The sequence below is a fragment of the Arthrobacter sp. CP30 genome, from assembly GCF_053470025.1.
In genome coordinates this window covers 445,066-458,603 of sequence record NZ_JBQEMM010000001.1, presented here as the reverse complement: position 1 = coordinate 458,603, position 13,538 = coordinate 445,066, and the positions used below count along the sequence as shown (strand labels likewise).

Here is a 13,538-nt window from a genome sequence, read left to right as displayed (position 1 = left end):
GTACAGGCTGGTCAGCTCCTTGGACCGTGAACGCCTCGGCCCGGCCATCGATCGAGCCGCGAGGGCGGAGCGGTCGCGAGGACCGCGACCGCATGGGCGGGACCCCCGCCTGCCTCCGGTGCCCACCCCGACATATGATCTGACCATGCCGAACACCTGCTCCGCCCGGGGCTTCCATGCCCAGCCGTCCGTTCCCGCGGGGCGGGGTGGGTCCCTGTGAGCGGCGGTCTCGTCGCGCTGCTCGACGACGTCGCGGCGCTCGCGCGCATAGCCGCCGCCTCGGTGGACGACGTCGCCGCCGGTGCCGGACGTGCCAGCATGAAGGCCGCGGGCGTGGTGATCGACGACGCCGCAGTGACGCCGCAGTACGTGTCCGGCGCCGATCCCTCCCGTGAACTGCCGATGATCAAGCGGATCTTCTGGGGTTCGCTCCGCAACAAGCTGCTGATCATCCTGCCGGCACTGCTACTGATCAGCGCCTTCATCCCCGGGGTCATCCCGTTCGTCCTGATGCTCGGCGGGACCTACCTCTGCTACGAGGGCGCCGAGAAGGTGTGGCACAAGCTCCGGGGCCACCACGAGGCCAAGGACACCCCCGCCGTCGACCGCGGACCGGAAGCCGAGGCGAAGATCACCAAGGGGGCCATCACCACCGACTTCATCCTCTCCTGCGAGATCATGGTCATCTCGCTCAACGAGGTGGCAGCCGAGTCCATCTGGGCCAAGGGGATCATCCTGGTCGTCGTCGCCCTCATCATCACGGTCGCCGTCTACGGGGCGGTCGCGCTGATCGTCAAGATGGACGACATCGGGCTGCATCTGACGACGAAGGATTCACCCGCCTCGAAGCGCCTCGGTGCGCTCCTCGTAAGGGGGATGCCCGCCGTGCTCGCCGGGATCACCCTCGTCGGAACCATCGCCATGCTGTGGGTCGGCGGGCACATCATGCTGCAGGGCGCCTACGACCTCGGGTGGCACCTGCCCTACGACCTCGTGCACACCGTGGAGGAGCCGTTCGTCGGCATCCCCGTCGTCGGCGGCTTACTCGCCTGGCTCGTGAACACGCTGTGCTCCGCGATCGTCGGTGCCATCTGGGGCTCCGTGGTCATGGCCGTGGTGCACCCACTCCTGAAGGTCCTGCCCTTCGGCCGGAAGGGGGACCACCAGGAGGGTGACCTCCGCGCGGCCGTCGCGGGTCACCGCCCGAAGGGGCACGACGGCGCCTGACCGGCCCGCCGGGCCCGGCCGTCGCGGGGCATGACCCGAGGAGCGAGGGCCGGCACGCCCGGAGGTCAGTAGCTCGTGGTTGGTCCGGTCTTGTCCGCAGACCGGACGAAGGCCGCGGCCAGATCCTCCGATCCCCGGGCGAGCAGGGCGACGTCGGCCCCGACGAGGATGAAGCGCGCCCCCGCGTCGAGGTAGTGGTGCGCGGTCGCCGGGCTGAAGGCGTTGACGCCGGCAGGGACATCCGCGCGTTCTGCCGCAGCGAGGCAGTGCTCGACGGCGGCACGGACCTCGGGGTGTTCCTGCTGACCGAGCAGCCCCATCGAGGCGGCGAGATCGGACGGTCCCACGAAGATCGCATCCACGCCGTCCACCGCGAGGATGTCCTCCACCGCGTCGACGGCGGCGGCGGACTCGATCTGGACGGTCACGCTGACCGTGGCGGACGCGGTGGCAAGGTAGTCCGGCACCCTGTTCCAGCGCGCGGCGCGTGCCAGCGCGGATCCGACGCCCCGCACGCCCTCGGGCGGATACCGGGTGGCCGCGACGGCGGCCTCGGCGTCCGCCACGGAGTGCACCATGGGGATCAGCAGGTTCTGCACGCCGAGGTCGAGGTACTGCTTGATCAGCACGGGATCGTTCACGGGCGGTCGCACGAGCACCTGCACGGGATAGCCGTGGACGGCCTGCAGCTGGGCGAGGATCGATTCGAGCCCGTTCGGGCTGTGCTCGGCGTCGACCAGCAGCCAGTCGAGGCCGGAGCCGGCGCAGATCTCCGCGACCAGCGGGCTGCCGGAGCAGACCCACATCCCGGCGAGCGGACGCTCCGAGGTGGCGAGGGCGTAGGGGAAGGTGGGGCTCAGTGGAAGTGGCACGTCACGGCTCCCAAAGGTCCGTAGTCGGCGTGGATCGTGTCGCCCCTGTCCACCGCGACCGGGCGCGTGAAGGACCCGGCGAGGATGATGTCCCCGGCCTTCAGCCCGTCGCCGTGGGCGGCGATCTTGTTCGCGAGCCAGTGCACGCCGGCAGCGGGATGGTCCAGGACCCCGGCCGCGACACCGGTCTCCTCCACCACCTGGTTCCGGTACAGGAGGGCGGCGACCCATCGGAGGTCGACGGCGTCGGGCCGCACCGGCCGGCCGCCGACCACCATGGCGCCCATCGCCGCGTTGTCGGAGATGGTGTCCACGATCGTGCGGCCCGCCATCTCGATGCGCGAGTCGAGGATCTCCAGGGCGGGCACCACGTAGTCGGTGGCGTTCAGCACGTCGAAGAGGGTGCAGCCGGGCCCGGTGAGATCGTCCTTCAGGACGAACGCGAGCTCCACCTCGACGCGCGGCCCGGTGTAGCGCTCCCACTCGACCGAGCAGCCCGTCTCGAGGACCATGTCGTCGAAGATGGAGCCGTAGTCGGGTTCGGTGATGCCGGTGGCGGCCTGCATGGCGCGCGAGGTCAGGCCGATCTTGCGCCCCACCAGCGTGCGTCCGGCTGCCTCGTTCCGCTGCCGCCACAGACGCTGGACGGCGTAGGAGTCCTCGACCGTCATGTCCGGGTAGCGCGCGGTCAGGAGGGGGACCGGGGTCCGCGTGCGGCCCGCTTCGAGGAGTTCGTCCGCGATGGCCCGGATCGTCGTCGTGTCCAGCATGGCTACAGCTGCGCCCCGAGCTTGAAGCCCTTCTCGGTGCCCGCGTCGCGGGTGTAGGAGAAGCCGTCGGCGCCGACGGTCACCGCCATCTCGCTCCTGTCCTCGCGGGCCGCGACGGGCTGCGGGTTGCCGTCGAGGTCGAGCACCAGGGACGCCTCGGTGTACCAGGACGGCACGACGGCGTTGCCCCACCAGTCGCGGCGCTGGTTGTCGTGCACGTCCCAGGTGACGGTCGGGTTGTCCGGATCACCCGTGTAGTAGTCCTGCGTGTAGATCTCGATGCGGTGGTCGTCCGGGTCGAGGATGTACAGGTAGAAGGCGTTCGAGACGCCGTGGCGCCCGGGGCCGCGCTCGATGCGGTCGGAGATGCGGAGGGCGCCCATCTTGTCGCAGATCTGGATGATGTTGTGCTTCTCGTGCGTGGCGAAGGCGACGTGGTGCATGCGTGGTCCGTCGCCTCCGGTCAGCGCCGTGTCATGGACCGTCTGCTTGCGGTGCATCCATACCGCGTAGGTGACGCCGTCGGCGTCCTGGATGTCCTCCGAGACGCGGAAGCCGAGGTCCTCGAGGTACGCCCTGCCGCGGGGGACGTCGGGGGTGACCTGGTTGAAGTGGTCCAGCCGGACCAGTTCACCCGCGGAGTACAGGTCGTAGCGCTGCGTCAGCCGTTCCACGTGCTCCACCTCGTAGAAGAACTCGTAGGGGAAGCCGAGGGGGTCCTCGACCCGGACCGAGTCGCCGATGCCCTTCGTGAAGCCGCCGGCACGACGCTCGGTGCGGCAGCCCAGCTCGCGGTAGTACGCCTCCGCGGCATCCACCTCCTCGGGGGACCTCACCCGGTAGGCGAAGGCGGCCACGGCTGCGACCGGTCCCTTGCGGAGCACGAGGTTGTGGTGGATGAACTCCTCGAGCGAGCGCAGGTAGATGGCCTCGTCGTCCTCCTCGGTGACGTGGAGGCCGAGCACGTCGACGTAGAAGGCGCGCGAACGGGCCAGGTCGGTGACCACGATCTCCATGTAGGCGCAGCGCACGATGTCCGGGGCGGGCAGGGCGGGGGTGGGGACGAAATCAGTCATGGTCTTCTCTTCTTCGAGGGAGGGTGGTCGGGAGGGCGGGTCAGCCCTCGTTGGCGGCGGAGGCCGCGATGCTGCCGAACTTCGGTGTGTGGACCGGGCCGAGGGTGATGTGGACGGCCTGCTGATCCGTGTAGAAATCGATGGAGCGGTAACCGCCCTCATGGCCGAGGCCGGAGGATTTCACGCCACCGAAGGGGGTGCGCAGGTCGCGGACGTTGTGGCTGTTGAGCCACACCATGCCCGCCTCGACGTTCTGCGAGAAGGTGTGGGCGCGCGCCAGGTCCCGCGTCCAGACGTAGGCGGCGAGCCCGTACCGGGTGTTGTTCGCGAGCTCGAGCGCCTCGGCGTCGGTGTCGAACGGCGTGATGGCGACGACGGGACCGAAGATCTCCTCCTGGAAGATCCGCGCGTCGGGCGAGACGTCGGCGAACACCGTGGGGGCGATGTAGTTGCCCTCCGGGAGGTGGTCCGGGCGTCCGCCACCGGCGAGGAGGCGGCCTTCGGTCTTCCCGAGCTCCACGTAGGAAGCCACCTTGTCGAAGTGCACCGGGTGGACGAGGGCGCCGACCTCGGTCTTCGGGTCGTGGGGATCACCGACGACGATGGCCTTCGCCCGCGCGGCGTACGCCTCGCAGAACGCGTCGTACACCGGGCGTTCGACGAGGATGCGCGAGCCCGCCGTGCAGCGTTCGCCGTTGAGGGAGAACACGCCGAAGAGCGCGGAGTCGATGGCGGCGTCGAGATCGGCGTCCGCGAAGACGATGCAGGGGGACTTGCCGCCGAGCTCCATGGAGAGGCCCTTGAGGTTCTCGGCGGCGTTCCGGAAGATGGTCTGCCCGGTGGTGGTCTCGCCCGTGAAGGAGATGAGCGGGACGCCGGGGTGCTTCACCAGCGCGTCCCCCGCTTCCTCGCCGAGGCCGTTCACGAGGTTGAAGACCCCCGCCGGCAGGCCCGCGTCCTCGAAGATCCGCGCCCAGAGGGACGCGGAGAGGGGCGTGAACTCTGCGGGCTTGAGGACCACGGTGTTGCCCGTGGCCAGGGCGGGAGCGAGCTTCCACGACTCCAGCATGAAGGGCGTGTTCCAGGGCGTGATGAGCCCGGCGACGCCGATGGGCTTCCGGTTCACGTAGTTGATCTGCGATCCGGGCACCTTCATGGCGTCGTCGAACTGGGCCACGATGAGATCGGCGAAGAAGCGGAAGTTCTCGGCGGCGCGCAGCGCCTGGCCCTTGGCCTGGGTGATCGGCAGGCCCGTGTCGAAGGTCTCGAGCTCGGCGAGCCGTGACTCCTGGGCCTCCACGGCGTCCGCGATGCGGTTGAGGACGCGGGCGCGCTCGCGCGGCTTCATGCGGGGCCAGGGGCCGTGCAGGAACGCCTCCCGCGCAGCGGCGACAGCGGCGTCCACGTCCTCCGCCTGGCCGGCCGCGGCCGTGGCGTAGGCCCGGTTCGAGACCGGATCCAGCACCTCGAAGGTCTTCCCGCCGATGGAGTCGACGGTCCGTCCACCGATGTAGTGCTGCAGGTGGGTGGGCAGGTCCTCGGGCACGAAGTGCCGGGAGCCGGCGGCAGGGGTGTCTGCAGGGGGCGTCATGGTGCGGGTCCTAACTGTTGTCCGCGCCGGTCCGGGCGAGGTAGGCGTCGAGGGTGGCACTGCGGTGGAGGCGGGCGGCGCGTTCGATCACGTCTGCGCCGGCCCCGGAGCCGATGAGGTCAAGGAGGGCGTCGTGCTCCGTGACGGACTCGCTCGCGCGGCCGGGCACGAAGCGGAAGGTCGAGGAGCGCATGGAGGCGAGGCGGGTCCAGCCCCGGTGCACCAGGTCCAGCAGGTGCGGATTGGGGCAGTGCTCGAACAGGACGCTGTGGAAGTCCTGGTTCAGCCGGGTGAACCTGACGGGGTCGAAGTCCTGCAGGCAGGCCCGCATCTCGCCGTTGACGGCCCGTGCGCGATCAAGGCCCGCGGGACCGATCAGCGGTGCGGACAGCGCCGTGGCGGCGCCCTCCACGATGCTCAGCGTCTGCATCGTGTAGAGGTATTCGGTGGGATCGATCCCGGCGACGGTGGCGCCGATGTTGCGCTGGAACGTCACGAGCCCCTCGGCCTCGAGGCGGCGGATGGCTTCCCGGACGGGCACCACGCTCACCCCGAGGTCGTGGGCGAGGCGCGCCAGCACCAGCCGGTGTCCGGGGGAGTACGTGCCGTCCGAGATGCGGGCCTTGACCGCGGAGTACGCCTGCTCGGACTTGCTCGCCATGAGCGCCGGTTCAGTCATGCGGGGCCCCGGCGTCCTGCTGCTCGTAGCGCGCCCGCCAGGCGGCGTTCATCGGGTAGAGGCCGTCCACGCCGTGGCCCTCGCGCACCATGGCCGCGATGAACTCCTCCTCCCGCTCCTGCGCGAGGGCGTCGTCGGCCACCTCCTCCGCGAGGGACGGCGGGATGACGAGGATGCCGTCGGAGTCGGCGACGATGATGTCGCCGGGCTGCACCGTGGTGCCACCGCAGGCGATGGTCACGTCGGTGTCCCAGGGGATGTGGCGCCGCCCGAGGACAGCAGGGTGGGGGTTGGCGTAGTAGGTGGGGATGTCGAGGGCCGCGACGGTCGCGAAGTCCCGGACGCCGCCGTCGGTGATGATGGCCGCGGCTCCACGGACCTGTGCGCGGAGGGCGAGGATGTCGCCGATGGTTCCGGTCCCCTTCTCCCCGCGCGCCTCCATGACGAGGATCTCGCCCGCGCCGACCGAGTCGACGGCCCGCTTCTGCGCGTTGAATCCGCCGCCGTGGGCGGCGAAGAGGTCCTCGCGGTTCGGGACATAGCGCAGGGTACGGGCGAGGCCGACGACGCGACGGTCGGGGCGGGTGGCCTGCAGCCCGTCGATGCTCATGTTGTCCAGGCCGCGCCTGCGCAGCTGGGAGGACAGCGTGGCGGTGGCGACGCGCTCGAGCTTCGTCCGCAGTGCTGCGGGGAGTGCGGTGGCTGCGGGAGCGAGCCCGGCGGCTTCCGCGGAGCCGTACGCCTCCTCGCGCTGGACGGCGTCGGCCTTCGGGCGCGCGCCGTAGGCGGCGAGCGGCGTGGTTCCCGCGGTGATGCGGGTGGTCAGGCGCCCGGTCGCCGCCGTCCCGTCGACGGTGGAGACCTCGACCTCGACGACGTCGCCCGGCACGGCGACGGAGGCCCCGGCAGGAGTGCCGGTGAGGATGATGTCACCCCTCTCGAGCGTCAGCAGCTGGGAGAGATCGGCGATCAGCCGGGCGAAGGGGAAGAGCAGGTCCGCGGTGGTGTCGTCCTGCACCACGGTGCCGTTGTGCCAGGTCGTGATGCGCAGTGCCGCCGGGTCGATGTCGCCTGCCCGGAGCAGGCCGGGCCCCACCGGGGTGAAGCCGTCGCCGCCCTTGGAGCGGAGGTTCGAGCCCTTGTCCGCGGAGCGCAGGTCGTACACGCCCAGGTCGTTGGCGGCCGTCACCCACTCCACGTGGCTCCACGCGTCCGCCGGGCCGACGCGGCGCGCTGGGGTCCCGATCACGAGGGCGATCTCGCCCTCGAACGCGAGCAGCTCGCACCCGGCGGGGCGTTCCACCCCGGCGCCCGTCACGGCCAGGGAGGAGGAGGGTTTGAGGAAGTAGGAGGGCTGCTCCGGCGTGCGGCCGCGCTGGGCGGCCCGGCTGGGGTAGTTGATGTGCACGGCGATCACCTTGCCGGCTGCGCGCATCAGGTCCTCGGATACCAGGTCCATGCCCTACTCCCTCGTAGACGATCGGATATGAAATCGTATACGAACGTTAGGGCTGTGACCGGGGACACGTCAAGCCCGGATCGACGGGCCGGCGCTCAGGTCGTCGACATGCCCTTGACGTCCGCCAGGGTCGCGACCAGCAGGTCCTGGAACTCCGCGTCGCGGAATCGACGCCACGATCACGGGGGTGATTGTGCGCGCTGTCACACAGGGCTACCATCGCTGGACGAAAGAAGAACATGCCGTTCGATTATCGAACAGAGTCGTCACGATGAAGTGAGGAACCCTTGCAATTCCATCATCACGGGTACGTCTCCGGCGATCCCCGCGTGCACCCTGCGGCAGGTGCCGGCATCGATCGTCCCGAGGATCTGCCGGACGAGGTCGACGTCCTCATCATCGGAACCGGTCCCGCGGGCATGATCACGGCGGCGCAGCTCTCCCAGTTCCCCGGGATCACCACGCGCATCGTCGAGCGCCGTCCGGCTCGGCTCGCCATCGGCCAGGCGGACGGCATCCAGGCCCGTAGCGTGGAGACCTTCCAGGCGTTCGGGTTCGCGCAGCGCATCACGGACGAGGCCTACCGGATCGTGGAGATGGCCTTCTGGAAGCCCGACCCCGAGGACTCCACGCGCATCATCCGCACGGCCCGTCCCGAGGACGATCCGGCCGGTATCAGCGAATTCCCCCATCTGATCGTGAACCAGGCGCGTGTGCTCGACTACTTCGCCGAGTTCATGAGGAACGCGCCCACCCGCCTGGAGCCGGACTACGGTTTCGAGTTCGTGGGCCTCGACGTCGACGACGATCGGGAGTACCCGGTGGAGGTCACCCTCCTCCGAACGGCCGGTGCGGGCGAGGGCTCCACCCGCAGGGTACGGGCCAAGTACGTGGTGGGGTCCGACGGCGCCCGCAGCAGGGTCCGCGCAGCGATCGGCTGCACCCTCGCCGGGGACAGGGCGAACCATGCGTGGGGTGTCATGGACGCCGTCGCCGTCACCGACTTCCCCGACATCCGCCGCAAGTGCGCCATCCAGTCCGGCGAGGGTGGCAGCATCCTGCTGATCCCGCGCGAGGGAGGCCACCTCTTCCGGATGTACGTGGATCTCGGCGAGACCGGACCGGAGGACGACGGCGCCGTCCGTCGCACGACGATCGACCAGATCATCGGCAAGGCCAATGCCATCCTGAGCCCCTACACGCTCGATGTCCGGGACGTGCCCTGGCACAGCGTCTACGAAGTGGGTCATCGCCTCACCGACAGGTTCGACGATGTCCTCCCGGAGGACCGCGGGAGGCGCACTCCGCGGGTCTTCATCACCGGAGATGCCTGCCACACCCACAGCGCCAAGGCCGGCCAGGGCATGAACGTCTCGATGCAGGACGGGTTCAACATCGGCTGGAAGCTGGGCCACGTGCTGGAGGGCCGGAGTCCCGAGGAGCTGCTCGCGACCTACTCCGCCGAGCGCCAGGTCGTCGCGCAGAACCTCATCGACTTCGACAAGCAATGGTCCACCCTCATGGCGAAGCGGCCCGAGGACTTCGCGAGCCCATCGGAACTGGAGGACTTCTACGTCCGCACCGCCGAGTTCCCGGCGGGCTTCATGACGCAGTACCAGCCGTCCCTGCTCGTCGCCGGGGACCAGCACCAGGGCCTCGCCGAGGGCTTCCCGATCGGCAAGCGCTTCAAGTCCGCCCCGGTGGTCCGCGTCTGCGACGGCGTCCCGACCCACCTCGGCCATCACGCCACGGCGGACGGCCGGTGGCGCATCTACGTCTTCGCCGACCCTGCCGAGGCCGGTGCCGCGTCAGGCGTGTCCGCCCTCGCGGACTGGCTCGGTTCCGCGGCAGATTCCCCGCTCGCCGCAACACCCGAAGGCCTCGACGGTGATGCCTGGTTCGATGTGAAGGTCGTCTACCAGCAGGCCCACACGCAGGTGGACATCGGCCGGGTCCCGGTGATGTTCAAGCCCTCCGTCGGGCCGTTCGGCCTGACCGACTACGAGAAGGTGTACGCCACCGACCCCGGTGCCGACATCTTCGAGGAGCGCGGGCTGCACCGGGGCGGCGTCGTCGTGGTCGTCCGCCCGGACCAGTACGTGGCGAACGTCCTGCCCCTGGCCGATACCGGCGGGCTCGCCGCGTTCTTCGCCCCGCTGCTGGCGGCCGCCCCGAGGGTGCAGCGCGGCCGGGCGTTCGCCTGACATGAGCACCGCGGACACCGCGCGGGCGGCCACCTCCGCCCCCGCCTCGCAGACCCTCTCCCGCGGCATCCGCGCGCTGGAGATCCTCGCCGACGCGCCGGACGGCAGGACCACCGCACAGGTCTCCGTGGAGCTGGGGGTGCACCGCTCCATCGCCTACCGGATCCTCCGCACACTGGAGGAGCATTCCCTCGTCATCCGGGACGCGGGCGGGCGGTTCCTGGCCGGTCCCGGTCTCGCGAACCTCGCCCGGGGGGTGGCGCCGCGGCTGCAGACGGCCGCGCTGCCGGAGCTCACCACCCTGGCGGCGGACCTGCGGATGACGGCGTTCGTCGCCGTGTGGGACCGCAGCCACTGCGTCACGCTGGTCGCCGTCGAACCGCCCCACGGGGAGGGGACGATCGTGCAGCGGCCCGGCTCGCGCCATCGGTTCGACGCCGGTGCGCCGGGCATCGCCATCCAGTCGGCCCTGACCGAGGCGGAGTGGGACCACCTCGCCCCCGGTCAGCCGTACCGCGAGGAGTCGCGCGCGGCGGCGGTCACGGGGTTCGCGGCGAGCCACGACGAAGTCATCCCCGGGGTCAGTTCCATCGCTGCCCCCATCCTGGTCCGGGGGCAGCTGCCCGCCGCGCTCGCCGTCGTCTACGTCCGTAGCGACTCGTCCGTCGAGGATCTCGGAGCGCGGGTGGCACAGGCTGCCCGTGCCGTCGGGGCGCTCCTCTGATCCGGGGTCCCACCGCGTCCGCGTAACGCGCGTCACAGTCACGTCACTCAGAACCCAGCATTACCGAATGAACGATCGTTCGGTAATGTGTGGGGCACCGACCACCGGCCGAGCTCCCGCTCCCGGGCCGGCGCCGCACGAACACCCGCACCACACACCGGAAGACGAAGGAGTTTTTCATGGCACTGGCACCAGAGCGGCCGCAGTCGGGCACCGACGCCCGCATGAGCTCGCAGGACCGCAGGGTCCTCGCCGGCACGATGGTCGGCACCACGATCGAGTGGTACGACTTCTTCATCTTCGCGCAGGCCGCGGGCATCGTCTTCGCGACCCTCTACTTCGGCCCGCTCGAAGGCGAGAGCCCCGGACTCGCGCAGCTCGTCGCCTGGGCCACCATCGGCATCAGCTTCTTCTTCCGTCCGCTCGGTGCTGTCGTCGCCGGTCGGCTCGGGGACAAGATCGGCCGTAAGGCGATGCTGGTGTTCACCCTCGTCATGATGGGCGGTGCCACCGCCCTCATCGGGTTGCTGCCCACGTACGCGCAGATCGGCATCTGGGCTCCGATCCTGCTGATGCTCCTGCGCATCCTGCAGGGCTTCTCGGCCGGTGGCGAATGGGGTGGCGCGGCCCTCATGGCGGTGGAGCACGCGCCCGTGCACAAGCGTGGCTTCTGGGGCGCGTACCCGCAGATCGGCGTTCCCGTCGGGATGATCCTGGCGACCTTCGTGCTGTTCATGCTCCGTACCTCCCTGTCTCCCGAGGACTTCCTCGCGTGGGGCTGGCGCATCCCGTTCCTGCTGTCCGTGGTCCTGATCGTGGTGGGGTACTTCATCCGGTCCGCCGTCGCCGAGAGCCCCGTCTTCAAGCGCATGATCGAACGCAAGCGCGAGACGGCGACACCCCTGCGGAATCTGCTGCAGACCAATAAGAAGCAGGTCGTCCTCGCCGCAGTGATCTTCATCGGCAACAACGCCGCCGGCTACCTCGTCATCGCGTTCCTCTCCTCCTACGCCCAGCGCGTCCTCGGGATGCCCGCCGCGCCGGTCCTCCTCGCGACGCTCCTGGCAGCCTTCGGCTGGCTCATCTTCACCCTGTACGGCGGCATCCTGTCCGACCGCATCGGACGCGTCCGCACCTTCCAGATCGGCTACGGGCTCATCTTCGTCTGGATGATCCCGCTGTTCCTGCTCATCGACACCCGCAACATCTGGGCCTACGGGATCGGCATCTTCGTCCTCACCATCGGCCTCGGCCTGTCCTACGGGCCCATGTCCGCGATGTACGCCGAGATGTTCCCCGCCAACGTCCGGTACTCGGGCATCGGGATCGGCTACGCCCTCGGGGCGATCCTCGGTGGGGCGTTCGCGCCGCTGATCGCGGAAGCGCTCCTGCGGGAGACCCAGTGGTCGGGTTCCATCAGCCTGTACATCATGGCGCTCTGCATCATCTCCTTCGTCGGCGTGACGCTCGTGAAGGAGACGAAGGGCGCCCCGCTCGAGGCCGGCGAGGAACAGATCGCCGACCGCGCCGCCGACCGCGGCTAGCCGGCCGTCCCCGACAGGCCGGCGCCCGCGTCCACCACCACCACACTGCTGAGGAGCACCATGCACACCACCACCCTGCAGGCCTCGGCGGCCGACCCCTCGACGCTCGACGTCGAGGAGACATGGACGCGCGACCAGGTGGAGTCGGTGCAGCTCGAGCGGCTGCAGTGGACCCTGCGTCACGCCTACGAGAACGTCCCGCTCTACCGGCGCAAGTTCGACGACGCCGGAGTGCATCCCGACGACCTGCGGTCCCTCGCCGATCTGGCCCTGTTCCCCTTCACCACGAAGGAGGACCTCCGGAGCGTCTATCCGTTCGGCATGTTCGCCGTTCCGCAGGCGCAGGTGGCGCGGGTGCATGCGTCATCGGGCACGACGGGGCAGCCCACCGTCGTCGGCTACACCGCCGGTGACCTGGACCGGTGGGCGTCGCTGGTGGCGCGGTCGCTCCGGGCCTCGGGCGTCAAGGCCGGCTGGAAGGTGCACAACGCGTACGGCTACGGACTGTTCACCGGGGGGCTCGGCGCCCACGCGGGTGCCGAGCGCCTCGGTTGCACGGTCATCCCGATCTCCGGCGGGCAGACCGAACGCCAGGTGCAGCTCATCAGGGACTTCGAGCCGGACGCCATCCTGGCGACTCCCACCTACCTGCTGACCATCCTCGACGCCATGGCGGCGGCCGGGACGGATCCGCGGTCGACCTCCCTGAAGACCGCCGTGCTCGGGGCGGAACCCTGGACCGAGGGCATGCGCCAGGAACTCGAGGGCCGCATGGGCTTCGACGCGTGTGACATCTACGGGTTGTCCGAGGTCATGGGCCCGGGGGTGGCGGGGGAGTGCGTGGAGTCCAAGGACGGCTCACACGTCTGGGAGGACCACTTCCGGCCGGAGATCATCGATCCCTTCACGGAGAAGGTGCTCGACGACGGCTCGTCCGGCGAGCTCGTGTTCACCTCGCTCACCAAGGAGGCCCTGCCGATCATCCGCTACCGGACGCACGACCTCACGCGGCTGCTGCCGGGTACGGCCCGCCCGGGGATGCGGCGGATGGAGCGCATCACGGGCCGGAGCGACGACATGGTGATCGTGCGCGGGGTCAATCTGTTCCCCACGCAGGTCGAGGAACTCGCCCTGGCCATCCCGGCGCTCAGCCCGCACTTCCAGCTGGAACTCACCCGGCCCGAGGGCCAGCGGATGGACCAGCTCACCATCAACATCGAGGTGCGCGAGGGCGTCTCGGCGAGCGACGGCGCCGCCGCCGCACAGGAACTGCAGCACCGCATCAAGACCCACATCGGTTCCACGTGTTCGGTCCGGATCGTCGAGCAGGGCTCGCTGGTCCGCTCCAGCGGCAAACTTCGGCGCATCTACGACCTGCGTCCGCGAGGCTGA

Annotated in this window: 11 protein-coding genes; 5 read left to right on the top strand and 6 right to left on the bottom strand. The window is 69.9% G+C overall.

The genetic code is table 11. From position 1 onward, the window contains the following. Positions 1-216 precede the first annotated feature (216 nt). Positions 217-1,227 carry a DUF808 domain-containing protein gene (locus ACTIMO_RS02320; protein WP_055766743.1) on the top strand — a complete coding sequence of 337 codons (1,011 nt, stop codon included), beginning with the start codon at positions 217-219 and terminating at the stop codon, positions 1,225-1,227. 65 nt (positions 1,228-1,292) lie between these two features. Here ACTIMO_RS02320 and ACTIMO_RS02315 read toward each other — a convergent pair whose 3' ends face one another. Genes ACTIMO_RS02315 through ACTIMO_RS02290 form a run of 6 tightly spaced genes read right to left on the bottom strand, consistent with a single transcriptional unit; the run spans position 1,293 to position 7,674 of the window. Beyond that, complete coding sequence (locus tag ACTIMO_RS02315) at positions 1,293-2,033, bottom strand: HpcH/HpaI aldolase family protein (protein ID WP_448181487.1); 741 nt, start codon at positions 2,031-2,033, stop codon at positions 1,293-1,295. Positions 2,034-2,083: 50 nt separating this feature from the next. Beyond that, positions 2,084-2,869 carry a 2-oxo-hept-4-ene-1,7-dioate hydratase gene (gene hpaH / locus ACTIMO_RS02310; protein WP_055766747.1) on the bottom strand — a complete coding sequence of 262 codons (786 nt, stop codon included), beginning with the start codon at positions 2,867-2,869 and terminating at the stop codon, positions 2,084-2,086. Positions 2,870-2,871: 2 nt separating this feature from the next. Continuing rightward, a complete protein-coding gene (gene hpaD, locus ACTIMO_RS02305; protein ID WP_055766750.1) occupies positions 2,872-3,945 on the bottom strand; it encodes a 3,4-dihydroxyphenylacetate 2,3-dioxygenase in 1,074 nt (357 codons plus the stop codon). A 40-nt stretch (positions 3,946-3,985) separates the two neighbouring features. Beyond that, positions 3,986-5,536, bottom strand: coding sequence for a 5-carboxymethyl-2-hydroxymuconate semialdehyde dehydrogenase (hpaE, locus tag ACTIMO_RS02300; protein WP_055766753.1), 1,551 nt, complete (start codon positions 5,534-5,536; stop codon positions 3,986-3,988). Between the two features lie 10 nt (positions 5,537-5,546). Beyond that, on the bottom strand, positions 5,547-6,215 hold the full coding sequence (locus tag ACTIMO_RS02295) for a GntR family transcriptional regulator (protein WP_448181369.1): 669 nt from the start codon (positions 6,213-6,215) through the stop codon (positions 5,547-5,549). Further along, complete coding sequence (locus ACTIMO_RS02290; protein WP_448181368.1) at positions 6,208-7,674, bottom strand: fumarylacetoacetate hydrolase family protein; 1,467 nt, start codon at positions 7,672-7,674, stop codon at positions 6,208-6,210. Before ACTIMO_RS02290 ends, ACTIMO_RS02295 begins: the two co-directional genes overlap by 8 nt. Before the next feature lie 287 nt (positions 7,675-7,961). Between ACTIMO_RS02290 and ACTIMO_RS02285 the strand changes: the two genes are divergently transcribed. The 4 genes from ACTIMO_RS02285 to paaK all read left to right on the top strand — a co-directional run bounded on the left by ACTIMO_RS02285 (position 7,962) and on the right by paaK (position 13,538). After that, positions 7,962-9,878 carry an FAD-binding monooxygenase gene (locus tag ACTIMO_RS02285; protein WP_055766761.1) on the top strand — a complete coding sequence of 639 codons (1,917 nt, stop codon included), beginning with the start codon at positions 7,962-7,964 and terminating at the stop codon, positions 9,876-9,878. A 1-nt stretch (position 9,879) separates the two neighbouring features. Next, a complete protein-coding gene (locus ACTIMO_RS02280) occupies positions 9,880-10,602 on the top strand; it encodes an IclR family transcriptional regulator (RefSeq protein ID WP_422390779.1) in 723 nt (240 codons plus the stop codon). A 179-nt stretch (positions 10,603-10,781) separates the two neighbouring features. Further along, positions 10,782-12,146 carry an MFS transporter gene (locus tag ACTIMO_RS02275; RefSeq protein ID WP_082471199.1) on the top strand — a complete coding sequence of 455 codons (1,365 nt, stop codon included), beginning with the start codon at positions 10,782-10,784 and terminating at the stop codon, positions 12,144-12,146. A gap of 60 nt (positions 12,147-12,206) precedes the next feature. Then, complete coding sequence (gene paaK / locus ACTIMO_RS02270) at positions 12,207-13,538, top strand: phenylacetate--CoA ligase PaaK (RefSeq protein ID WP_157365715.1); 1,332 nt, start codon at positions 12,207-12,209, stop codon at positions 13,536-13,538.

What these genes read in the sequence shown, in the direction of transcription:
- ACTIMO_RS02315 (WP_448181487.1), bottom strand. Translation starts at nt 2,033, where the DNA reads ATGTGGGTCTGCTCCGGCAGCCCGCTGGTCGCGGAGATCTGCGCCGGC.
- hpaH (WP_055766747.1), bottom strand. Translation starts at nt 2,869, where the DNA reads ATGCTGGACACGACGACGATCCGGGCCATCGCGGACGAACTCCTCGAA.
- hpaD (WP_055766750.1), bottom strand. Translation starts at nt 3,945, where the DNA reads ATGACTGATTTCGTCCCCACCCCCGCCCTGCCCGCCCCGGACATCGTG.
- hpaE (WP_055766753.1), bottom strand. Translation starts at nt 5,536, where the DNA reads ATGACGCCCCCTGCAGACACCCCTGCCGCCGGCTCCCGGCACTTCGTG.
- ACTIMO_RS02295 (WP_448181369.1), bottom strand. Translation starts at nt 6,215, where the DNA reads ATGACTGAACCGGCGCTCATGGCGAGCAAGTCCGAGCAGGCGTACTCC.
- ACTIMO_RS02290 (WP_448181368.1), bottom strand. Translation starts at nt 7,674, where the DNA reads ATGGACCTGGTATCCGAGGACCTGATGCGCGCAGCCGGCAAGGTGATC.
- ACTIMO_RS02280 (WP_422390779.1), top strand. Translation starts at nt 9,880, where the DNA reads ATGAGCACCGCGGACACCGCGCGGGCGGCCACCTCCGCCCCCGCCTCG.
- ACTIMO_RS02275 (WP_082471199.1), top strand. Translation starts at nt 10,782, where the DNA reads ATGGCACTGGCACCAGAGCGGCCGCAGTCGGGCACCGACGCCCGCATG.
- paaK (WP_157365715.1), top strand. Translation starts at nt 12,207, where the DNA reads ATGCACACCACCACCCTGCAGGCCTCGGCGGCCGACCCCTCGACGCTC.